Genomic DNA, 21,031 nt, shown 5'->3' on the forward strand with positions numbered 1-21,031 from the left:
CTTGACCCCGCGCGCCCCATCGGCTAGCCCCCGCCCGACCCCTTTGCATACGGAGCGCCCCCCGATGGCCAACCCCTCGATCCTGATCCTTGCCGGCGACGGCATCGGCCCCGAAGTCATGGCCGAGGTGAAGAAGATCATCGGCTGGATGGGCGCCAAGCGCGGCATCAGCTTCGATGTCAGCGAGGGGCTGGTGGGCGGCTGTTCCTATGACGCCCACGGCACGCCCCTGACCGACGACACCATGGCCCGCGCGCAAGCGGTGGACGCGGTGCTGCTGGGCGCCGTGGGCGGGCCGCAATACGACAAGCTCGATTTCAGCGTGAAACCCGAGCGCGGCCTGTTGCGGCTGCGCAAGGAGATGGACCTGTTTTCCAACCTGCGCCCCGCACAGTGCTTCGACGCGCTGGCCGATTTCTCCTCGCTCAAGCGCGAGGTGGTGGCGGGGCTGGACATCGTGATCGTCCGCGAGTTGACCAGCGGGGTCTATTTCGGCGAGCCGCGTGGCATCTTCAAGGAAGGCAATGAGCGGGTTGGCATCAACACCCAGCGCTATACCGAATCCGAAATCGCCCGGGTGGCGCGGTCGGCGTTTGAGCTGGCGCGCAAGCGCGGCAACAAGGTCTGCTCGATGGAGAAGGCCAACGTGATGGAGAGCGGCATCCTGTGGCGCGAGGTGGTGCAAGAGGTGCATGACCGCGAATACCCGGATGTCGAACTGAGCCACATGTATGCCGATGCCGGGGCGATGCAGCTGTGCCGCTGGCCCAAGCAGTTCGACGTGATCGTGACCGACAACCTGTTCGGCGACATCCTTTCGGATTGTGCCGCGATGCTGACCGGGTCTCTGGGCATGCTTCCCTCGGCCAGCCTTGGCGCGCCCATGGCGAACGGCCGGCCGAAGGCGCTGTATGAGCCGGTCCATGGCAGCGCCCCCGACATTGCCGGGCAGGGCAAGGCCAACCCGATTGCCTGCGTGCTGAGCTTTGCCATGGCGCTGCGCTACAGCTTCGATCTGGGCGACGAGGCGACGCGGGTGGAAAAGGCGGTCGAGAAGGTGCTGGCGGACGGCGTGCGCACGGCCGACCTGATGGGGCCGGAAGGCGGCACGCCGGTTTCGACAGCGCAAATGGGCGACGCGATCCTGGCCGCTCTGGACGCGAGCCTCTGAGATTGGCCGGGGCGGGGCCGCCGCCCTCGAACCTGATCGGAGCGGGGCTGGGGCTCTTGGCCTTTGGCTGCTTTGCGGTCTACGACATCTCGGTCAAGTTTCTGGGCGGCGGCTATCACCCGTTTCAGATCATGGCGGCGGCGGGGTTGATGAGCCTGCCGCTCTTGGCGCTGTACGCCCGGCTGTCGCCAGAGCCGGGCAATCTGCGGCCGCGCCGGCCCGGCTGGATGGCCTTGCGGGCGGCGGCGGTCACGGTGAACGGCGTTCTGGCGACCTATGCCTTTGCCAACCTGCCCCTGGCGCAGTGCTATGCGATCTTCTTCACCATGCCGCTGTTCATCGCGGCGCTGTCGGTGCCCCTGTTGGGTGAGCGGATCGACCTTGTCCGCGGGCTGGCCATCCTGCTGGGTCTGGCCGGCGTGCTGATCGCGCTGGACCCGGAAAGCGCGGCGCTGCAATGGGGCCACGCGGCCGCGCTGGGCGGGGCGGCGGTGGGCGCGCTGAACTATGTCATCATCCGCAAGATGGGCGGGGTCGAGCGGACGGCGACCCTGCTGATCTGGCCCCTGGTGGTGCAGTTCCTGGTGGTGGCGGCAACGATGCCCTTTGTCTTTCGCCCGATGCCCGTGGCCGACCTTGCAGTGGCGGCGGTCATGGCGGTGGCGGTCGTGGTGGGCATGCTGCTGGTGATCGCTGCCTACCATCGGGCGCCCGCCATCGTGGTGGCCCCGATGCAGTATTCGCAGATCGCCTGGGCCGCGGTCTTTGGCGCGCTGTTGTTCGATGAGGCGATGGGGCCGCGCACCTTGCTGGGCACGGGTCTGATTGCGGTTGCCGGCATTCTGGTGGTGGCGCGGCAAGACAGGCCCGCCGCCTAGCCCAGGGCGCGGCGCGCCTGATCGCGGTGAAAGGCGATGCGCTCGGCATGGTCGGCGACGCGTTCGACCCAGCGCATGGCATCGGTGTGCTGGAACGGGTCGTGGCCGTTGGCCGGGCCGCCCGCAAGAAACTCGTGCCGCTGGCCGTGGGCGCGGCGCTGGGCCAGGGCGGCGATGCGGGCCATCTGCGGCGCCTCGGCCCCCTGCGCCAGCCCGGCGGCCAGCGCTTGCGAGGCACGGGCCAGGTGCTGATCGGCCGCAATGCGGGCGATGCGGTCGCTGGCCTGCGCCCGCACCATCAGGCGCGACAGGTGGTCGGTCATGTGCATCAGTGCGGCATGGGCGGTGCGGTCGCGCGCGTCGGTCAGGCTGGGCAGGCCGGAAAGCCAGGTTTCAAGCGCGGTCAGCGCGGGTTGCAGCCGGGCCGGCAGGGCATCCAGCGCCGCCGGTCTACGCGCCAGTGCCTGCCCCAGCGCCTGGCCGATCTGGGCCGCGATGTCATCGGCCACCTCACGCGCCACTTGCAGGGCGGTGCCCGGCTCGCCCGCCAGTCGCTGGTCAAGTCGGTCGGCGGGCGAGGGGTCGCCGCGCCGCACCAGCCGCGCCACCAGGGCCGCAAAGGGCGTGACCACGGGCAGGAACAGCACCGTGCAGGCCAGGTTGAAGGTGGAGTGAAAGCCCACCAGCATGGTCTGCGCATCCAGCCCGGCGCCGGCATCGACCCAGGTCTCCAGCCAGCCGAGAGCGGGGAACAGCGCCAGCGCCGTGACCGCATTCATCAACAGGTTCGCCAGCGCCGTCATCCGCATCTCGCGTGAACCGCCGATGGCCGCGATCAACCCGGTCACCGTGGTGCCGATGTTCAGCCCCAGCACCAGCGCCGCGCCCTGCGGCAGGGTCACCGCGCCTGATCCGAGCAGCACCACCACCAGCGCCAGCCCGGCGTTCGAGCTTTGCAGGATCATCGCCAGCACGGTGCCGATGCCGACCAGCGCAAGGCGGCCGACAAAGCCGTCTTGCGGCAGCATGTCGAGGGTCAGCGGCAGCGTGTCGCCAGACACCGCGCCCTGCATGGTGCCCAGGCCGATGAAGACCAGCGCCAGCCCGGCCAGCACCCGGCCCGCCCGCGCCACCCGCGCGCCTCCCAGCAGCACGGCCAGCGCAGCGGCAGGCAAGACCCCCATCGCCAGCGTCAACAGCTGCAACTTGACGCCCAGCAGGGTGACCAGCCAGCCGGTGATGGTGCTGCCGATGTTGGCGCCCAGGATCACCCCCAGCGACTGCGGAAAGGTCATCACCCCGGCGCCAACGAATCCGATGGCCATCAGCGTGACCGCGGTCGAGCTTTGCAGGACCGAGGCCGCCAGCGTGCCCGTCACCGCGCCGCGCCAGCGCGTGGCGGTGGCGCTGGCGATGCGGCGGCGCAGGCCCGGCCCGGCCAGTTCGGCCAGCGCCGAGGTCATCACCGCCATGCCGAACAGGAACAGCCCGATACCGCCAAGGAACCCCGCCAGACCCTGCGCCATGCCCTGTGTCTTCCCTGTGCCGTTCCCCCTTGGCGGGCGTATCTTGCGCCGCAATCGTCCCCGCCCGCAAGGCCGCGGGGCCTTGCGCCCGGCACCGATCCGGGCGAAAACTGGTGGCGCTAACAGGGCCGTGCCCCGCCCCGCTGACGGATTGCCAGAATGTCACCCACCTTGCGCGGCGCGCTTCTGTCGCTCGCGGCCTTCGGGATTTATGCCACCCATGACGTGGTGGTGAAGTTTCTGGGCCACAGCTATTCGCCGTTCCAGATCATCTTCTTCGCGGGGCTGCTGAGCTTTCCCTTCGTCTCGGTCCTGCTGATGGCGGACAGGCGCGATGCGAACCTGGTGCCGCGGCATCCCTGGCTGTCGCTGGCGCGTTCGGTACTGGCGGTGGCGACTGGGGGGATGGCGTTCTACGCCTTCTCGGTGCTGCCGATGGCGCAATGCTATGCGATGCTGTTCGCCACGCCCCTGCTGATCACCATCCTGTCGGTGCCCTTCCTGGGCGAACAAGTCGGCATCCGCCGCGCGCTGGCTGTGGTGGTTGGCCTGTGCGGCGTGCTGATCGTGCTGCGGCCCGGCACGGCGCCCCTGTCACTGGGGCATGTCGCGGCGCTGGGGGCGGCGCTGACCGGGTCGCTGACCTCGATCATCGTGCGCAAGATCGGCAAGAACGAACGGTCGATCGTGCTGATGATGTATCCGATGCTGATGTCGGTGGGGGCGATGGGGCTGACCATGCCCTTCGTCTATCGACCGATGCCGTTTCAGGATCTGGCGCTGACCGGGGTGATCGCGTTGTTCGGCATGACCGGAGCGGCGCTGATCATCGCGGCCTATCGCGCGGCGCCGGCGGTGGTGGTGGCCCCGATGCAGTATTCGCAGATCGTCTGGGCCACGTTCTACGGCTGGCTCTTGTTCGACGAACATATCGACCGCTGGACCGCTGTGGGTGCGGGGGTGATCATCGCCAGCGGCATCTACATCGTGCTGCGCGAGGGCACGCCATCGGTCAGCCGCAACCAGCCGGTGCTGGAGAACCGCTCGCGGCTGGACACCGGCACCATCCCCCGCATTTCGCTGTGGCTGCGGCGGTTCGGCCCGAAAGAGGGCTAGCGCCTGGGAATCGCCCGCACCCCCCTTGCCAAAGCCCGTGGCGGCGGGTAATCCCCCCGCCACGGTCGGAGCGTAGCGCAGTCTGGTAGCGCACCTGCTTCGGGAGCAGGGGGTCGGAGGTTCGAATCCTCTCGCTCCGACCAAATTCCCGATTTCCCGCTTCTAGAGTCTGCCCTGCGGTCGGGTCTTGCTGGACTTTTCGCGGATCATCCGATATCAATCAAACGATTGATCCAGGGGCCGCGATGGACCTTCACCCTACCCGCACCGCCCTGATTGCCGCCGCAATGCAGCGGTTCGGGCAGGATGGCTTTGAGGCAGCTTCGACCCGCGCCATTGCGGCCGCGGCGGGGACCAACATCTCGTCCATCGCGTATCATTTCGGCGGGAAAGAGGGTCTGCGGCTGGCCTGCGCCGATGCGGTGGCCGAGCGGATCGGCCGCGTTGCCCGCCCGCTGCCGCGCGATCCGGCCAGCCTGACGCCCCAGCAGGCGCGGGCGGTGCTGCGGCGGCTGGTGCATCGGATCGTCACCTTCCTGATCTCGACGGCCGAGGCGCAGGACACGGTCTCGTTCCTGCTGCGCGAACTGGCGCAGCCCGACAGCCCGGTGCTGGACCGGCTGTACCTTGCGCTGATCGAACCGCGCCACCGTGCGCTGTGCGCCGTCTGGGCCGCCGCCACCGGCCGGGAGGCCGAGTCGGTGGACGTCCGCCTGGCAGTCTTCGCGCTGGTCGGTCAGGCCGCCTATTTCCGACTGGCCGCACCCATCGTACAGCGCCGGATGGGCTGGACCGGCTACCCGCCCGAAGCCGCCGCCGCCATTGCCCGCCGGCTGCTGGCCAACCTTGATGCCGCCCTGGAGGCAAAAGATGGCTGATTTCCTGTGCTCGCTGGGCTTCGTCTCGGCGTTCTTCGCGGCCTGCGATGCACCGGCCCCCTTGGCGACAGGATATGTCGAGGGCGAATATGTCCAGCTTGCGCCCCTGACGGTGGTGCGGGTGGACAGCCTGACGGTGGCGCGGGGCGACCGGATCGCCGCAGGGCAGGTGCTGGCGCTGGTCGAGGATCAGGATGCGCGCATCGCGCTGGCCTCGGCCGAGGCGGCGCTGCACAAGGCGGAAAGCGATCTGGCGAACCTGCTGGAGGGCAGCCGCGCGCCGGAAATCGCGGCGATCGAGGCGGCCGTCGCCTCGGCCCGGGCCAATGCCGACCGGACGGCGAAAGAGGCCGAGCGGCAAGAGCAACTGGTGCGCCAGAATGTGTCGTCGCAGGCCACACTGGACGCTGCCCGCGCTGCGGCCGACATGGCGGCGGCAGCGGTGCTGGAGGTTCAGGCCAAGCTGGAGGTGGCGGCGCTGCCGGCGCGGCCGCATCAGATCGAGGCGGCGAAGGCGGCGGTCGAGGTGGCGCGCACGACGAAGACGCTGGCGGAATGGCAATTGGCGCAGCGCAGTCTGACGGCGGTTGCCCCAGGTGTGGTGACCGACATCCTGCGCCGTGCGGGTGAGGTGGCCGGGCCATCCGCCCCGGTCCTGAACTACTTGCCCGACGGTGCGGTGAAGCTGCGGCTTTACGTGCCCGAGCCGGACTTGGCCTCGGTTTCGGTCGGGGGCCGGTTGGTGGTCTCCTGCGACGGCTGCGGGCCGATGGCAGCCGTGGTCACCTATGTCTCGGACCATGCCGAGTTCACCCCGCCGGTGATCTATTCCAACGAAGCCCGGCAGAAGCTGGTCTATCTGGTCGAGGCCCGCCCGGCCGAGGGCGCCGCGCTGAAGCCCGGCCAGATCGTCGAGGTGCAGGCCGCGCCATGACCCCGGCACCCGTCATCGACGTGCAGGGCCTGACCAAGACCTTCGGCAGGCGGAAGGTCGTGGACGACGTCAGCCTGCGCGTGGCGGAGGGCGAGATTTCGGGATTCCTGGGCCCCAATGGCTCGGGCAAGACGACCTGCATCCGCATGATCTGCGGGCTGCTGACGCCGGATGCGGGGCACGGCACGGTGCTGGGGCTGGATGTGCTGCGCGACCAGCGGGCGATCCGGCGGCAGGTCGGCTATATGACCCAGCGGTTCAGCTTCTACGAAGACCTCTCGATCGAGCAGAACCTGGATTTCGTGGCCGGTCTTTACCAGCTGCCGAAACAGGCGGTGCGCGACACGCTGGCCGACCTGGGGCTGACGACGCGGCGGACGCAGCTTGCGGGCAGCCTGTCGGGCGGCTGGAAGCAGCGGCTGGCGCTGGCGGCCTGCATCATGCACCGGCCAAAGCTCTTGCTGCTGGACGAGCCGACGGCCGGGGTGGACCCCAAGGCGCGGCGGCAGTTCTGGGACGAGATCCACGCCAGGGCGGCGACCGGGATTACCGTGCTGGTCTCGACCCACTACATGGATGAGGCCGAGCGTTGCCACCGGATCAGCTACATCTCCTATGGTCGGATGGTGACCAAAGGCACGGTGCCGGAGGTCATTGCGCAGTCGGGGCTGGTGACGATGCGGGTGGATACCGACCAACCGGGTACGCTGGCGGCGCGACTGCGGGCGGCGACGGGGGTGGAACAGGTGGAGCCCTTCGGCACCTCGTTGCATGTGACGGGCACCGATGCGGCGGCGCTTGAGGCCGCGATCCGGGCCGAGGGGGCGGAGCCGCGGCCCGAGGAGACCAGCCTTGAGGACGTCTTCATCCGCCTGATGGGGCAAAGCGCGGACAACATGACATGATTGGCTCGGTCGCCCGCATCCTTGCCATTCTGCGCAAGGAATTCATCCAGATGCGGCGCGACCGCGTCACCTTTGCGATGATGCTGATCGTGCCGGTCATGCAGCTTCTGCTGTTCGGCTATGCCATCAACACCGACCCGAAACATCTGCCCGCCGCCCTGGTGGCACCGACGCAGGACCGCTTCACCCGCGCCATGACGGCGGCGCTTGAGAACACCGGCTACTATGACTTCACCCACCCCGATGCGACCGCGACCGAGGCCGAGCGGCTGATCGCCACCGGCAAGGTGGCCTTCGTGGTGACGGTGCCCTCTGACTTCGGCGCGCGGATGCTGCGGGGCGATCATCCGCAGGTGCTGGTCGAGGCGGACGCGACCGACCCCGCCGCCGCCTCGGGGGCGATCTCGACGCTGGGCACGGTCTCGGCCCAGGCGCTGGCGCGCGAGTTGGGGGTTGCTCCGGCGGCCGCGACCGGCCCCGAGATCGTGGTGCACCGGCGCTACAACCCCGAGGGGATCACGCAATACAACGTGGTGCCGGGGCTGTTGGGGATCATCCTTCAGATGACCATGGTGATGATGACCGCAATGGCGCTGACGCGGGAAATCGAGCGCGGGACGATGGAGAACCTGCTTTCGATGCCCGCCCACGCAGCCGAGATCATGGTGGGCAAGATCACCCCGTTCATCGGCGTCGGTGCAGTGCAGATGCTGGTGATCCTGGGCGCGGCGGGGGTGCTGTTCGACGTGCCCTTCGTGGGGTCGGTCGGGCTGCTGCTGTCGGGCGTCTTGCTGTTCGTGGTGGTGCTGGTGCTGCTGGGCTATCTGATCTCGTCGGTGTCGCGGACGCAGATGCAGGCGATGCAGCTGTCGATCTTCGTCTTCCTGCCGTCGATCCTGCTGTCGGGCTTCATGTTCCCGTTCCGCGGCATGCCCGGCTGGGCGCAGACGCTTGGGGAAATCCTGCCGGTGACGCACCTGTTGCGGCTGGTGCGGGCGGTGATGCTGAAGGGGGCAATGCCCGCGGATGTGGCGGCGCAGTTCGCGGCGCTGGGGGTGATGACGCTGGTGCTGGGGACCGTGGCCGTGTTCCGGTTCCGCAAGACGCTGGACTGAGGGAACCGATTTCCGAAGTCGGAAATCGGGGACGGAATTCGACTTCGAATTCCGGTGCTTCGATCAGCGGTCGCGCCAACGTTTCAGGATGTAGTCCGCCGTCATCAGGTCCAGATGCGCGCCGCCGCCGTTCTTGGCGATGGTGATCTCGTCGTCCGAGATTCGGGCATAGCGGCCGGTCTCCAGCTCGTAGAAATCGGCCAGGATGTGGCTTTCGTCGATGGCGCCCGACTTCAGCGGCTCAATGATCTCGCCGATGTGGTGCAGCGTGGTGGCGCGGGAATCGACGAACAGCCGGGCCTTGGCGATGGCGGCGTCGTCCACCTCGCGCATGTCGGCACGGTAGGCGCCGATCAGGTCCAGGTGCTGGCCGGGGCGCAGCCAGTCGCCCTTGACCAGCGGTTCGGTCGCCATGGTACAGGTGCAGATGATGTCGGCCCAGGGCACGTCGTCGGCCAGGCTGGTCGAGACGTCAAGGCCCAGCGGCCCCGCCATCATGTCCGCCGTGGCGATGCTGCGCGACCAGACCTTGAAACGGGCGTCCGGAAACAGGCTGCGATAGGCCTCGACCATCGAGCGGGCCACCGCACCGGCGCCCACCAGCAGGATGTTGCGGCTGTGTCGCCGCGCCAGTTTGGAGGCCGAAAGCAGGCTGTCGCCGGCGGTCTTCCATTTGGTCACCAAGTGGAAATCGACCAGCGCGGTCAACTCGCCGGTGGTGTCGTCGAACAGCGTCACCGCGCCATAGATCGTGGGCAGGCCGCGGCTGGCGTTTCCCGGCACCACCGTGGCCGCCTTGACCAGCGCGCCCAAGCCATCGATCCAGGCCGCCCGGTCCAGCAGGGTATCGGCGCCGCGGCGAACGAACAGATCCTTGATATCGGGCTGCGGCAGGCGATGACCGGCCTCCAGGGCTTCAAGCAGATCAGGCCAGTCCAGCAGGGCTTCCGCCCCGAAAGGGATGATCTCGATGGTCATGGCGCGGCCTCCGTTTCGCTCAGCAGTCCTTCGGCCACCAGCCGGGCGGCCCAGCCTTCGGGGCTGTCGAACAGGTGGGCCCGCCAGCCCCGTGCGGCGGCGGCGTCGATGTTCGCGGCCTTGTCGTCGGTGAACAAGAGCCGATCCGGCGGCAGACCGCAATCGGCCTCGACCGCGGCATAGATCGCCGGATCGGGCTTGATCACGCCCATCCGGCCCGAGACCCAGGCGCGGTCGAACTCGTCCAGAAAGGGGTACGCGGCGCGGGCGATCTGAAAGGTCTCGGCGCCGAAATTCGTCAGCGCAAAGACCGGCACGCCGCGGCTTCGAAGCGCGCGCAGCAGCGTCACCGAGGGCTGGATCACCGGGCCAAGCGTCGCCACCCAGTCGTCGCGCCACCACAGGATTTCGCGCTGCCAGGCCGGGTAGGCCCTGGCCAGGGCGTTCAGGGTTGCCTCGAAGGGGGCGCCAGCGTCCATCGCCACATTGGCGGCGTGGATCGGCACCTCGGCGAAGAAACGGCGGCGGGCCTCGGGGCCGATGCGGGCGTCATACATTGCCTCGGGATCCCAGCCGAGCAGCACATTGCCGATGTCATAGACCACGGCGAGGGGTGTCATGTCGTCTCCCTTTGGCGGACAGCTTCGCGCCAGACCACGTAAAGGCCGGCGCCGCAGATCAGGGCGATGCCCCACCAGGCGGTGCTGTCGGGCCAGGTGCCAAAGACCACGAGGCCCCAGAAGATGGCAAGCGGCATGCCGACGTATTCGAAGGGTGCCAGCAGGCCGACCTCGGTGATGCGGTAGGCCTGGGTCATCATCAGCCCGCCGATGGCGACCGACAGGCCGGTGGCGATCAGCAGCGGCCAGTCCTCGGCCGGCGGCCAGATCCAGGGCCGGACAAGAAAGCCAAGCAGCGGACGGTCGCTGGCCAGATGTCCGTCGCCCAGCCACAGGCCGATGCCAAGGGACAGCAGGATGAAACCGAGGTGGACATAGAAGGCCAGCGTCATCGCGCTTTCGGTGCCGCCCATGCGGCGGGTCATCAGGTTGCCGCTGGCGTAAAGCAGCGCAGAGGTCAGCACCAGCAGGGCCGCGGGCTGAATCACCCCTGCCCCGGGGCGCAGCATGACGATCACGCCGACCAGGCCGACAATCACCGCGGCCCAGCGGCGGGGGCCGACACGTTCGCCCAGAAAGGGCACGGACAGCGCGGTCACCGCGAGGGGGCTGATGTAGGCGACAGCTGCGGCATCGGCCAAGGGCAGGGCCGAAAGGCCGACGAAGTAGGTGAGGTTCGACACAAGGACGATCAGCACCCGCGCCAGGTGCTCGCGCGGGCGCAGGGTCAGCAACTGGGCCAGTCCGGTGCCGCTGTAGCCGATCACCGCCAGCACCACGGCCATGCCGACCAGCGAGCGGATCAGCGTCAGCTGGTGCAGGGCATAGCCGTCCGACAGGTATTTCATCGTCACGTCATTGACGGAAAAGACCAGGGTGCCGCCAAGGGCAAGGAGGATTCCGGTCAGGGCGGGGCTGCGGGCCATGGTGGGGCGACTTCACCCCGGCGGCCGGGTTCCGTCTGTTCCGCCCGCGACACCGGAACGCCGCAACACGCGGTCAAGCACGTCGAGAAAGCGCGAGCGGTCGCGCGGGCTGAAGCTGCGGCCGCCGCCCTGCCGGAACGGGTCGGCGCTGCGCAGGTCGGCCATCAGGTCGCGGGTGGCAAGGATCTGGCCGATGTTGGCGGCGGTCAGTTCGTCGCCGTCATGCTTGACCACCGCGGCGCCGGTGGCAATCACCCGGGCGGCCAGCGGGATGTCGGCAGTGACGACCACGTCGCCGGGGCCGGCGTGATCGGCAATCCAGCGGTCGGCTTCGTCCAGCGCGCTGCCGACATAGACGCTTTCGACCAGCGGGTTCGGGCTGGGCCGGATGCCGCCGTTCGACACCAGCACCATCCGCACGCCCAGCCGAGTGGCGACACGCTCGGCCTCGGCCTTGACCGGGCAGGCGTCGGCGTCGATGTAAAGCGTCATCGCGCTATCCGTGCAAGGCAGAGGCGTGGAAGGCGATGTGGTCTTCCATGAAGGTCGAGATGAAGAAGTAGCTGTGGTCATAGCCCTTCTGCATCCGGAAGCTGCCGCCCTGCCGGCGTTCGGCCATGGCGCCGGCCAGTGCCTCGGGGCGCAACAGGTCAAGGAACTGGTCCGCCGTGCCCTGGTCGATCAGCATCGGCCCGTCAAAGCCGTAGCGGCGCATCAGGGCGGTGGCGTCGTGCGGGGCCCAGAGGGCTTCGTCGGCGCCCAGGTAGGCGGTGAACTGCTTGCGGCCCCAGTCGCTGCGGCAGGGCTCGCAGATCGGCGCGAAGGCCGAGACGCTGGCGAAACGGCCCGGAAAGCTCATCGCCACGGTCAGGGCGCCGTGGCCGCCCATGCTGTGGCCGGTGATGGCTTGCGCGCCTTCGTCCAGCGGAAAGGCGTTGAACAGGATGCGCGGCAGGTCTTCGGTCACATAGTCCCACATGCGGAACTGCGGCGCCCATGGGGACTGCGTGGCGTTGACGTAGAAGCCCGCGCCCTGACCCAGGTCGAAGGCGGCGTCGTTGGCCACGCCTTCGCCGCGGGGACTGGTGTCGGGGAACACCAGCGCCAGGCCCATCTCGGCGGCCCAACGCTGGGCGCCCGCCTTCACCATGGCGTTTTCATGGGTGCAGGTCAGGCCGGACAGGAACCAGAGCACCGGAACCGGGCCATCCTCGGCCTCGGCCGGCAGGAACAGGCCGAAGGTCATGTCGGTGCCGGTGGCGGCAGAGCGGTGGGTATAGACCCCCTGCATGCCGCCGAAGCAGCGGTTCTCGGACAAGGTCTTCATGGCACCTCCACAAGGGATATGACGGCGCTGACGGTCAGGATCGACAGCACGGTCGAGATCAGGATCGCGGTCGACACCCGTTGCGGCGCGACGCGGTAATGCTGGGCCAGGATGAACACGTTGCCCGCCACCGGCAAGGCCGCGGCGGCGATCATCACGCCGGCGGCAAACGGCTCGATCGCGAACAGCCACAGTGCCGAGACGGCGACCAGCGCCGGGTGCAGCACCAGCTTGGCGAAGGACAGCCAGGTGGCGACGGCCAGCCGTTCCCCGCCGCGCCCGGCCAGCGAGGCGCCGATGGCGAACAGCGCGCCGGGCGTGGCGGCGGCACCAAGCAGCGTCATGAAGTCCTGCACCGGGGGCCAGAGGCTGCGGCCGGTGGCGCCCCAGGCCAGGCCAAGGGCGATGGAGACGATCATCGGGTTTTTCAGCAGGCCCAGGGACAGGATGCGGATCGTGGCCAGCGAGACCCGGCCCGAGCGCAGGCCGGTGACAAGCAGGGTCAGGAGCGAGGAGAACACCACCATGTCCACGGTCAGCACCAGCAGCACCGGGCCGGCAGCTGCGGGGCCAAGGAGGACGGCCAGCATCGGGATGCCGAGAAAGCCGGTGTTGCCGGAAACGCCGGTATGGGCCTCGAACACGGCCTCTTCGGCCCCTGTGCCGCGGGCCAGGGCTACGGCGATCAGGAACAGCCAAAGCGCGGTGGTGGCGGACAGGTAGGCCAGCACGAAGGGCAGACTGAAGATCTCGGCCAGCGACAGGTTGGCGGCGAAGCCGAAGAGCATGGCCGACAGCGCGAAGTAGAAGACGAACCGGGTCAGCGCGGCGCTGGCCTCGGGGCCGAAGAACCGGCTGCGCGCGGCGCCGTAGCCGAGGCCGATGACCGCAAAGAACGGCAGGGTCTTGAACAGGATCGCCAGCATGGCGACCAAGTGTCACGGGGCGGGCCAAAGGGCAAGCCGGGGCGGTCGTGCGCCGCGGGTCGGCGGCGGCGAATCCGGTCAGGGAAACAGGCTGAGGATCTGGTCCAGAGGCTTCTTGCGCTTGGCCACGGCGGGGACGGTGGCGTCGGCGGCGGGATATCCGACGGGCAGGATCATCACCGGCTTTTCCTGCGCCGGGCGGCCCAGCATGTTGTTCAGGAAGGGCATCGGGTTGGGCGTGTGTTCCAGGCAGACCAGCCCGGCATGGTGGATCGCGGTGATCAGCACGCCGGTCGCGATGCCCACGCTTTCGGGGACGTAATAGTTCTTGTAGCGCTGGCCGTCCTCGGTGGTGCCCCAGCGCTGGGCAAAGACCACGATCAGCCAGGGGGCATCGGTCAGGTGCGGCTTCGAGACGCCGGTGCCGATCGGTTCCAGCGCGGCCAGCCATTCGTCGCCCGCCCCGCCGGCGTAGAAAGCGCGTTCCTCTTCTTCGGCCGCGGCGCGGATGCGGGCCTTCATGCCCGGGTCGGCGATGGCGGCAAAATGCCAGGGCTGGTGGTTGGCGCCCGAGGGCGCGGTGCCGGCGGCGGCGATGCAGGCGGCGATCACCGCCTGCGGCACCGGGTCCGGAGCATACTGCCGGACCGAGTGGCGCTTGCGCATGTAGGCCAGGAAATCCTGCGCCGCGCGAAGCGATTCCTCTGGCGGCAGTTGCACCCGGTCGGGGAGCGGCAGGGCCTGGTAGCTGACTTCGCCCTTGCGGTACATCACCCGCCCCCGATCAGCGCGCCTGCCGCGAAGACCAGCGCGCCGCCCAGCACCACCTGCAGGGCAGCCCGCAGGAAGGGGGTTTCCATGAACCGGTTCTGAATCCAGGCAATGGCCCAAAGTTCCACGAACACCACGATCATGGCGATGGTGGTGGCGGTCCAGAAATCCGGGATAAGGTAGGGCAAGGCGTGGCCCATGCCGCCCAGCGTGGTCATCACCCCCGAGGCCAGACCGCGTTTCCAGGGGCTGCCGCGGCCGGACAGCACGCCGTCGTCATGCGCGGCCTCGGTGAAGCCCATCGAGATGCCGGCGCCGACGCTGGCCGCGGTGCCGACCAGGAACGTTGTCCAGGTGTCCTGCGTGGCAAAGGCAGTGGCGAAGATCGGCGCCAGGGTCGAGACCGAGCCATCCATCAGCCCCGCAAGGCCCGGCTGCACCCAGGTCAGGATGAACTGCCGCCGCGCGTCGGCGTCTTCGTTGGCCTTTTCGTCGGCGCCCAGGTGCTGCGACTCCAGCCGCCCGGCGTGCGCCTCGTGCCCGGCCTCGGCCGCGGCCAGGTCGCCCAGCAGTTTCCGCGTGCCGGCATCCGAGGTGCGTTGCGCCGAAAGCGTGTAGAACTCCGCCGCCTGCCGCTCCATCGCCCGCGCCTCGCCGCGGATGGTTTCCAGCGACAGGTTGGCCGACAGCCAGACCGGCTTGCGGGCATAGAACCCCGCCACGTGTTCGCGCCGGATCAGCGGGATCACCTCGCCGAACCGCCTGCGGTGCACCTCGATCAGGCGGCGGCGGTGCTCGTCCTCTTCCTTGGCCATGTCGTCGAAGACGGCGGCCGTGGCCGCGTAGTCAGCGCGAAGACGCTCGGCAAAGCTGCGGTAGATTTGCGCATCGTCCTCTTCGGACGAAATCGCCAGCGCCAGCACCTCCTGTTCGGTCAGGTCGGCAAAGCGGCGGCGGGACGAGATCGAAGGCAGCACGGGGAATCCCCTGATCTGAGAGATTTTCAGATAGTCCGTGTCTGTCGCCGAGGCAAGTTGCGCCAAACTGAACCGATCGGTTCAGATTCGAATTGACGAACTGAACGGTTCAGTATATGTCGAGTCGCATTGACGCATCTGACGGAGACCAGCAATGAGATCCTTTCTTGCCACTCTTGCCCTGTTCGTTCTTGCCGCTGCACCGGTTCCGGCCCAGACCATGGCCACCCTTCTGCCCGCGCTGAGCTGGCCCGACGACGGTGTCACCGCCTCGTCCAAGACCTGCGACACTGCCGATGCCAAGGCGGTCTGCGTCAATCAGGAATGATCGGCAACCTTGCCCCGGCGGTTGTGGCCGGTCTATGTTTCCCGCAAGGGGAACTCATGGCTGAAACCGTCGGGGCAGAGGGCCGCAAAGGCCGCAAGTTCGACCAGGTTGTGGACGGCGCGCGGCGTGTCTTTCTGCGCGACGGCTATGACGGGGCCTCGGTCGATGACATCGCCCGCGAGGCGGGAGTGTCGAAGGCCACGCTCTACGCCTACTTCGCCGACAAGAACGTGCTGTTCCGCCAGATCTGCGCCACCGAATGCCGGCGCCAGACCGAACTGGCCGAGGCCGAGCTGGACCTGTCGGCCCCGGTCGAGGAGATGCTGCTGTTCGTGGCCGAACGCATCGCGGGGTTCCTGCTGTCGGACTTTGGCCGCAATGCGTTCCGGCTGGTTACCTCCGAAGGCGGCCGTTTCCCTGACCTTGCGCGGGATTTCTGGGCCAACGGGCCGGGCCTGACGCAGGACCGCCTGGCCCACCACATGCGCCATCTGACTGAAAAGGGCCTGCTGCGGATCGAAGACCCCAGGCTGGCCGCCGAACAGTTCGCCCAGCTTTGCAAGGCCCACATTCACGACCGCCTGCTGTTCGGGCTGGAGGACACCATCACCGAAGCGGGCGTGCAGAAATCGCTGCACGGCGCGGTCGAGATGTTCATGGCGCGCTATGGGGTGAAGGGTTAGGCCTTCAGCCGGACCCGGGCTTCGGGGCCCTTCGGATCACAGACAAAGACATTGGGGCGGGCGGTCAGCCATGCACGCCAGGATTTCTCGGGGGTTTCCGCGATCTTGATGCCTTGCTGCTGCATTGCCGGCCCAAGCGATGCCAAGGGAAATCCCGCCGGGCCGCTGGCGCGGACGACAAAGCGGACCTTATCTAGCATGGTCGAAGGCCCAGAGGATTTGGGTTCTGGAGCGGAAGGCGCGATTGCAGGCGGCGACAGGACTTCGAACTGTGAGCAGGTCGCCCGGAAGCTCGCCGGCGCGCTTGGCTGTCCCATCCCCACGACGCGCTTTCCAGCTTCTCGCATCTGTTCGGCCAGATAGCTGAAGTCACGGTCCGATGAAGCAATGACCAGGGTTTCGAAGCCATCGCGCAGAGCCAGGACGGCAGCCTCGACGCAAAGCAGCATGTCGGCGGCGTTCTTGCCGGGGCGGGTAGGGCATAGGCGGAAACCGTGGTCTTCCCAGCCCGAAATGGCGTTCAGATTGCCATAGACGCGGCGCACTTGCGGGTCACCGAACCGGCGCGCGGCTTTCATCACCTCGGCGGCGCGGTCTTTCGACAGGTTCTCGCCGTCTACCAGCAGGGCGAGGGCGGGACTTGGCGCAGGGGTAAGGTCCATGGTTGACTCGGCACTGCAACGTGCAGCAACCCGACCGTGAAAATGCGGCGTTCTTGAGGCCTTGCGGCATCGCTGGGCAGGGCTAGCCGTTCTCCCTCAGCACCTGTCCGGCAAGGTAGAGCGAACCGCAGATCAGGACGCGGGCCTCGGCATCTTGCGCGACAATGGCCCGCAGCGCCTCGGCCACCGAGGCGGCGGCTTCGGCGGGGATGCCGGCGTCGCGGGCGGCGTCGCGGGTGTCTTCGGCGGGAAGGGTGTTCTTTTCGCCGGGGATCGAGACGGCATGAAGCCGGGTCGCCTGCGGGGCGAGGGGGCGCATGTAGCCGCGCACGTCCTTGGTGTTGAGCATGCCGCAGATCAGATGCGTGGGCCGGGCGGGCATGCGGGCCACGGTGGCCGCAATGGCCTCGCCCCCGGCCGGGTTGTGGCCGCCGTCAAGCCAGAGTTCCACTTGCGGCGCCAACTCGACCAGCGGGCCGCGGCGCAGGCGCTGCATCCGGGCGGGCCAGACGGCGCGGGTGACGGCGGCTTCGCAGGCGGCCTCATCACGGCCCAACGCGCGCAAGGCGGCCAGCGCGGCGCCGGCGTTCTGAATCTGGTGCGGGCCGGGCAGGTTCGGCAGCGGCAGGTCCATCAACCCGTTCTCGTCCTGGAACACCAGCCGGCCGCGCTCCTCCCACACATGCCAGTGCTGGCCGTGCACCAGCAGCGGCGCCCCCAGCCGGGCGGCGCGGGCCTCGATCACCCCCAGCCCCTCGGGCGCCTGCGGCCCCACCACGCAAGGCACCCCTCGTTTCAAGATGCCGGCCTTTTCGCCGGCGATCTCGGGCAGGGTTTCGCCCAGGTATTGCTGGTGGTCGATCGACACCGGGGTGATGATGGTCAGCGCGGGCCTGTCGACCACGTTGGTCGCGTCCAGCCGTCCGCCAAGGCCTACCTCGAGCAGCGTCCAGTCGGCGGGCGTGCGGGCAAAGGCCAGGAAGGCCGCGCAGGTGGTGATCTCGAAGAAGGTGATGCCTTCGCCGGCGTTCGCCACGGCGCATTCGTCCAGTAGCGCCATCAGCGCCGGCTCGCTGATCAACTCCCCCGCCAGCCGGATGCGTTCGTGGAATCGGGCCAGATGCGGCGAGGTATAGGCATGCACCCGGTCCCCCGCCGACCCTTGGGACGGGGCTTCAAGCCCGGCGCGAATCATCGCCAGGGTGCTGCCCTTGCCGTTGGTGCCCGCGATATGGATGACCGGCGGCAGACGGCGTTCAGGGTGGTCCAGCGCAGCCAGCAGGCGGTGGACACGGTCCAGCGTCAGGTCGATGACCTTGGGGTGCAAGGTCATCAGCCGCTCAAGGATCGCGTCCGACCCGTAGGGCTGGCTCAAGCCTCGGCCTCCGGCTCGGGCGGCTTGATCTCGGGCTCGGGCGGCGGCGGTGGCGGGGCAAGGTCGCCCTTGATCGGCGGCGGCAGCGACATCAGCATGCGGATCAGCGCGGCCAGTTCTTCGCGCAGCTTCTTGCGGTGAACAACCCGGTCCAGCATGCCGTGATCCAGCAGGTATTCGGCGCGCTGGAACCCTTCGGGCAGCTTCTCGCGGATGGTCTGCTCGATCACCCGCGCCCCGGCAAAGCCGATCTGCGCGTTGGGTTCGGCAATCTGCACGTCGCCCAGCATGGCATAGCTGGCGGTCACCCCGCCGGTGGTCGGGTGGGTCAGCACCACGATGTAGGGCAGGCCCGCCTCCTTCAGAAGCTGCACGGCCACCGTGGTGCGCGGCATCTGCATCAGCGAGAGCATCCCCTCCTGCATCCGCGCCCCGCCCGAGGCCGAGAACAGGACCAGCGCTTTTTTCGTCTGCACCGCACGCTCAGCCGCGGCGATGATGGCATTGCCGACATACATGCCCATCGACCCGGCCATGAAACTGAAGTCCTGCACCGCAGCCACGACCGGGGTGCGGGCGATCTCGCCTTCTGCCACCAGCATGGCGTCCTTGGTGCCACTGGTCTTCTGCGCAGCCTTGATCCGGTCGGGGTATTTCTTCTGGTCGCGGAAGCCCAGCGGATCGACCACCGGCTCGGGCACCTTCACCTCGGTGAAGACGCCGCCGTCGAACAGCGACCGGAAGCGGTCGCGCGGGCTGATCGTCATGTGATGATCGCAGTTCGAGCAGACGTTCAGGTTCTGCGCCAGTTCGCGGTGGAACAGCATGGTTCCGCACTCGGGGCACTTCGTCCACAGATTCTCGGGCACTTCGCGCCGCGAGAACAGCGAGTTGATCTTCGGGCGGACGTAGTTGGTGATCCAGTTCATGCGGGTCCTGCCGAGGTGGTCGCCAAAGTCACCACGAGATACGCTCCCGAAGGGGCGAATGCAATCGGCAGGGGGGGCGGGTCGCAGGGCGACTGCGGATCAGCGCAGAAGCGCGCTGCCGGTCAGCGCGTGGTAGCGATCCATCGCTTCGACCAGCCCTGGCGTGGCCGGATTGCGCATCAGCTGGAACAACCAGTGCGAGGCGGCCGGCGCGTCCCCCCGGTTCAACGCCTTGCGGGCCAGTCGCAAGTGGTTGCGCGGGCGGCCGTCCAGGTCGTAGCCAAGTTCCGGCTGGCGCTCGTGCACCAGGATGTCGGCGAGGATCGGCTTCAGCCGGTGCTGGTAGGCCAGAAGGCGTGCGACCTTATGCCCGCCGCCGCGGACCGGTAGGAACCAGGCCTCGGGATAGGCCGGACGGACAAAGCGATCGACATAGGCGGCATCGGCGGCGATCCAGGGATCGAACAGGACGGACGGGCGCAGTGCCGGGTCGGCCACATCGGGCAGATCGCGGTGGCTGAGCGGAAGCCGGGCCAGCCGGCGGCGGCCGGCCGTCAGCCAGGGCCGGAAATAGGCATGCCCCGGCAACCGCGGGGCGAAGGCAATGGCGCGCGCATTGAACCAGTTGGCGTAATACAAGGCGGCATGACCGCCAAGCGACGCGCCACAGAAGAACCTGCGGGGATGATCGGGCAACAGTGGGGCCAAGGCCTTGTGCAGTTCCTCGGGGCTGAGCTGCTGAAACTGGCCTGCTGCGCTGTCTTCGACCTCGACATGGGAAAAGCCCAGCCACAGCGCGAAACTGGCGCCGAGGCCTGTCATCCCGGGCAGGGGGCGCGGCGGGACGAAGGAAACGACCAGAGTGTCGGATTCAACCTGCGACGGCCGCAGTGTCATTCGGTGGCGGTCCGTTCCGATCAACACAAGACTCTGCATGCCACCACCTTTTCTGTCCTTTTCTATCAAGGCAGGGGCCGCGGTCGTAGCAGTCAGCGTCTGGGATTTTCGGCTAATTCTAAGGCTTGACGTCAGACACGCCGGCGCGCCCGAAGGGCGGCGCCCAGGGTGCCGTCGTCAAGATAGTCCAGTTCGCCGCCCACCGGCACGCCCTGCGCCAGAGAGCTGAGCTGAACGCCGGTCGGCGCCAGCGCATCGGCTATGTAATGCGCCGTCGTCTGGCCATCGACGGTGGCGTTCAGGGCCAGGATCACTTCCTTCACGCCCTCGGCCGCCACGCGCGCGGCCAGGCGCGGGATGCCGATGTCCTCGGGACCCACCGCATCCAAGGCCGACAGCAGGCCGCCCAGCACGTGATATCGCCCGCGGAACACGCCGGCGCGCTCCAGCGCCCAAAGGTCGGCCACGTCTTCAACGACGCAGACCTCGCCATTCGCCCGGGCCGGATCGGCGCAGATCGGGCAGAGGTCCGAGGTGCCGATGTTGCCGCAGACCCGGCACTCGGTCGCGGCCAGCGCGACCTGCGCCATGGCCTGCGCCAGCGGCGCCATCAGCTGCGTGCGCTTCTTCAACAGCACCAGCACCGCGCGCCGGGCCGACCGGGGGCCAAGGCCGGGCAACCGCGCCATCAGGTCGATCAGCCCCTCGATCCCGGCATCGTCGGCCATATCGCTCAGAACGGCAGTTTCATGTCGGTCGGCAGGCCCAGGCTTTCGGTCAGCTTGCGCATCTCTTCGGCGTTGCGCACAGCGCCCTTGACCTGGCCATCCTTGATCGCCGCGACGATCAGGTCTTCGACCATTTCCTTCTCCGAGGCGACCAGGATCGACGGGTCGATGTCCAGCCCGGTCACTTCGCCCTTGGCGGTGACGCGCGCCTTGACCAGCCCGCCGCCGGCCTCGCCCAGTACCACGGTGTTGGCCATCGCCTCTTGCAGCTCGGCCATGCGGGTCTGCATTTCCTGGGCCTTCTTCATCATGCCCGCCATGTCGCCCAGTGCGCCAAGACCCTTGAACATCGGTTGTCTCCAGTTAGGGGTTTTCCCTGAG

24 protein-coding genes and 1 tRNA gene are annotated in these 21,031 nt (G+C 68.2%); 10 read left to right on the forward strand and 15 right to left on the reverse strand.

Annotated elements, in window-relative coordinates:
* The first annotated feature begins 64 nt into the window (after nt 1-64).
* On the forward strand, nt 65-1,171 hold the full coding sequence (leuB, locus tag LHP98_RS14640) for a 3-isopropylmalate dehydrogenase (RefSeq protein WP_227253291.1): 1,107 nt from the start codon (nt 65-67) through the stop codon (nt 1,169-1,171).
* A 2-nt stretch (nt 1,172-1,173) separates the two neighbouring features.
* Nucleotides 1,174-2,049, forward strand: coding sequence for a DMT family transporter (locus LHP98_RS14645; RefSeq protein ID WP_227253292.1), 876 nt, complete (start codon nt 1,174-1,176; stop codon nt 2,047-2,049).
* Here the strand turns inward: LHP98_RS14645 and LHP98_RS14650 are convergent.
* The gene (locus LHP98_RS14650) at nt 2,046-3,575 is read right to left on the reverse strand and encodes a Na/Pi cotransporter family protein (RefSeq protein WP_227253293.1); all 1,530 of its coding nucleotides are present in this window, start codon (nt 3,573-3,575) and stop codon (nt 2,046-2,048) included. The two genes, LHP98_RS14645 and LHP98_RS14650, sit on opposite strands and share 4 nt — an antisense overlap.
* Before the next feature lie 159 nt (nt 3,576-3,734).
* Here LHP98_RS14650 and LHP98_RS14655 point away from each other — a divergent pair, with 159 nt between their 5' ends.
* The 6 genes from LHP98_RS14655 (at nt 3,735) to LHP98_RS14680 (ending at nt 8,523) form a co-directional block, all read left to right on the forward strand.
* Nucleotides 3,735-4,691, forward strand: coding sequence for a DMT family transporter (locus tag LHP98_RS14655; protein ID WP_227253294.1), 957 nt, complete (start codon nt 3,735-3,737; stop codon nt 4,689-4,691).
* A 66-nt stretch (nt 4,692-4,757) separates the two neighbouring features.
* Nucleotides 4,758-4,834, forward strand: a tRNA-Pro gene (locus LHP98_RS14660).
* A 102-nt stretch (nt 4,835-4,936) separates the two neighbouring features.
* Nucleotides 4,937-5,569 carry a DUF1956 domain-containing protein gene (locus LHP98_RS14665; RefSeq protein WP_227253295.1) on the forward strand — a complete coding sequence of 211 codons (633 nt, stop codon included), beginning with the start codon at nt 4,937-4,939 and terminating at the stop codon, nt 5,567-5,569.
* Nucleotides 5,562-6,503, forward strand: coding sequence for an HlyD family secretion protein (locus tag LHP98_RS14670; RefSeq protein WP_227253296.1), 942 nt, complete (start codon nt 5,562-5,564; stop codon nt 6,501-6,503). The genes LHP98_RS14665 and LHP98_RS14670 overlap by 8 nt, the downstream gene beginning before the upstream one ends.
* Nucleotides 6,500-7,408 carry an ABC transporter ATP-binding protein gene (locus tag LHP98_RS14675; RefSeq protein WP_227253297.1) on the forward strand — a complete coding sequence of 303 codons (909 nt, stop codon included), beginning with the start codon at nt 6,500-6,502 and terminating at the stop codon, nt 7,406-7,408. The genes LHP98_RS14670 and LHP98_RS14675 overlap by 4 nt, the downstream gene beginning before the upstream one ends.
* Nucleotides 7,405-8,523, forward strand: a complete 1,119-nt coding sequence (locus LHP98_RS14680; protein WP_227253298.1) for an ABC transporter permease — start codon at nt 7,405-7,407, stop codon at nt 8,521-8,523. The genes LHP98_RS14675 and LHP98_RS14680 overlap by 4 nt, the downstream gene beginning before the upstream one ends.
* Nucleotides 8,524-8,586: 63 nt before the next feature.
* Here the strand turns inward: LHP98_RS14680 and LHP98_RS14685 are convergent, their stop codons facing one another.
* From LHP98_RS14685 to mbfA, 8 genes are all read right to left on the reverse strand, one after another.
* Nucleotides 8,587-9,501: an ornithine cyclodeaminase family protein gene (locus tag LHP98_RS14685; protein ID WP_227253299.1), complete on the reverse strand. Its 915-nt coding sequence runs from the start codon at nt 9,499-9,501 to the stop codon at nt 8,587-8,589.
* On the reverse strand, nt 9,498-10,121 hold the full coding sequence (locus tag LHP98_RS14690; protein ID WP_227253300.1) for an HAD-IA family hydrolase: 624 nt from the start codon (nt 10,119-10,121) through the stop codon (nt 9,498-9,500). Before LHP98_RS14690 ends, LHP98_RS14685 begins: the two co-directional genes overlap by 4 nt.
* Nucleotides 10,118-11,047 carry a DMT family transporter gene (locus LHP98_RS14695; RefSeq protein WP_227253301.1) on the reverse strand — a complete coding sequence of 310 codons (930 nt, stop codon included), beginning with the start codon at nt 11,045-11,047 and terminating at the stop codon, nt 10,118-10,120. The genes LHP98_RS14690 and LHP98_RS14695 overlap by 4 nt, the downstream gene beginning before the upstream one ends.
* A 12-nt stretch (nt 11,048-11,059) precedes the next feature.
* Complete coding sequence (locus tag LHP98_RS14700) at nt 11,060-11,539, reverse strand: YaiI/YqxD family protein (RefSeq protein ID WP_227253302.1); 480 nt, start codon at nt 11,537-11,539, stop codon at nt 11,060-11,062.
* A gap of 4 nt (nt 11,540-11,543) precedes the next feature.
* Entirely contained in the window at nt 11,544-12,374 is an 831-nt protein-coding gene (gene fghA, locus LHP98_RS14705; RefSeq protein WP_227253303.1) for an S-formylglutathione hydrolase, read from the reverse strand.
* Entirely contained in the window at nt 12,371-13,300 is a 930-nt protein-coding gene (locus tag LHP98_RS14710; protein WP_227253304.1) for an AEC family transporter, read from the reverse strand. The genes fghA and LHP98_RS14710 overlap by 4 nt, the downstream gene beginning before the upstream one ends.
* A 78-nt stretch (nt 13,301-13,378) precedes the next feature.
* Nucleotides 13,379-14,071 carry a nitroreductase family protein gene (locus LHP98_RS14715; protein WP_227253305.1) on the reverse strand — a complete coding sequence of 231 codons (693 nt, stop codon included), beginning with the start codon at nt 14,069-14,071 and terminating at the stop codon, nt 13,379-13,381.
* The gene (gene mbfA / locus LHP98_RS14720) at nt 14,071-15,048 is read right to left on the reverse strand and encodes an iron exporter MbfA (protein ID WP_227253306.1); all 978 of its coding nucleotides are present in this window, start codon (nt 15,046-15,048) and stop codon (nt 14,071-14,073) included. The genes LHP98_RS14715 and mbfA overlap by 1 nt, the downstream gene beginning before the upstream one ends.
* Before the next feature lie 154 nt (nt 15,049-15,202).
* Here mbfA and LHP98_RS14725 point away from each other — a divergent pair, with 154 nt between their 5' ends.
* Nucleotides 15,203-15,376 (forward strand): hypothetical protein, encoded by a 174-nt coding sequence (locus tag LHP98_RS14725; protein WP_227253307.1) that lies wholly within the window; start codon nt 15,203-15,205, stop codon nt 15,374-15,376.
* A gap of 56 nt (nt 15,377-15,432) precedes the next feature.
* Nucleotides 15,433-16,059 carry a TetR/AcrR family transcriptional regulator gene (locus LHP98_RS14730; RefSeq protein WP_227253308.1) on the forward strand — a complete coding sequence of 209 codons (627 nt, stop codon included), beginning with the start codon at nt 15,433-15,435 and terminating at the stop codon, nt 16,057-16,059.
* On the opposite strand, the gene LHP98_RS14735 is transcribed toward LHP98_RS14730, so the two are convergent.
* From LHP98_RS14735 to LHP98_RS14760, 6 genes are all read right to left on the reverse strand, one after another.
* Nucleotides 16,056-16,721 carry an NYN domain-containing protein gene (locus LHP98_RS14735; protein WP_227253309.1) on the reverse strand — a complete coding sequence of 222 codons (666 nt, stop codon included), beginning with the start codon at nt 16,719-16,721 and terminating at the stop codon, nt 16,056-16,058. The two genes, LHP98_RS14730 and LHP98_RS14735, sit on opposite strands and share 4 nt — an antisense overlap.
* An 82-nt stretch (nt 16,722-16,803) precedes the next feature.
* Nucleotides 16,804-18,096: a bifunctional folylpolyglutamate synthase/dihydrofolate synthase gene (locus LHP98_RS14740; protein ID WP_227253310.1), complete on the reverse strand. Its 1,293-nt coding sequence runs from the start codon at nt 18,094-18,096 to the stop codon at nt 16,804-16,806.
* Nucleotides 18,093-19,025 (reverse strand): acetyl-CoA carboxylase, carboxyltransferase subunit beta, encoded by a 933-nt coding sequence (gene accD, locus LHP98_RS14745; RefSeq protein WP_227253311.1) that lies wholly within the window; start codon nt 19,023-19,025, stop codon nt 18,093-18,095. Before accD ends, LHP98_RS14740 begins: the two co-directional genes overlap by 4 nt.
* 99 nt (nt 19,026-19,124) lie before the next feature.
* Entirely contained in the window at nt 19,125-19,922 is a 798-nt protein-coding gene (locus LHP98_RS14750; protein WP_227253312.1) for a YqiA/YcfP family alpha/beta fold hydrolase, read from the reverse strand.
* Nucleotides 19,923-20,053: 131 nt separating this feature from the next.
* Nucleotides 20,054-20,650 carry a recombination mediator RecR gene (recR, locus tag LHP98_RS14755; protein WP_227253313.1) on the reverse strand — a complete coding sequence of 199 codons (597 nt, stop codon included), beginning with the start codon at nt 20,648-20,650 and terminating at the stop codon, nt 20,054-20,056.
* A gap of 5 nt (nt 20,651-20,655) precedes the next feature.
* Complete coding sequence (locus tag LHP98_RS14760) at nt 20,656-21,000, reverse strand: YbaB/EbfC family nucleoid-associated protein (RefSeq protein ID WP_227253314.1); 345 nt, start codon at nt 20,998-21,000, stop codon at nt 20,656-20,658.
* Nucleotides 21,001-21,031 lie beyond the last annotated feature (31 nt).

Origin of the sequence: Rhodobacter sp. Har01 (genome assembly GCF_020564565.1) — a bacterium.
Lineage (GTDB): Bacteria > Pseudomonadota > Alphaproteobacteria > Rhodobacterales > Rhodobacteraceae > Pseudogemmobacter.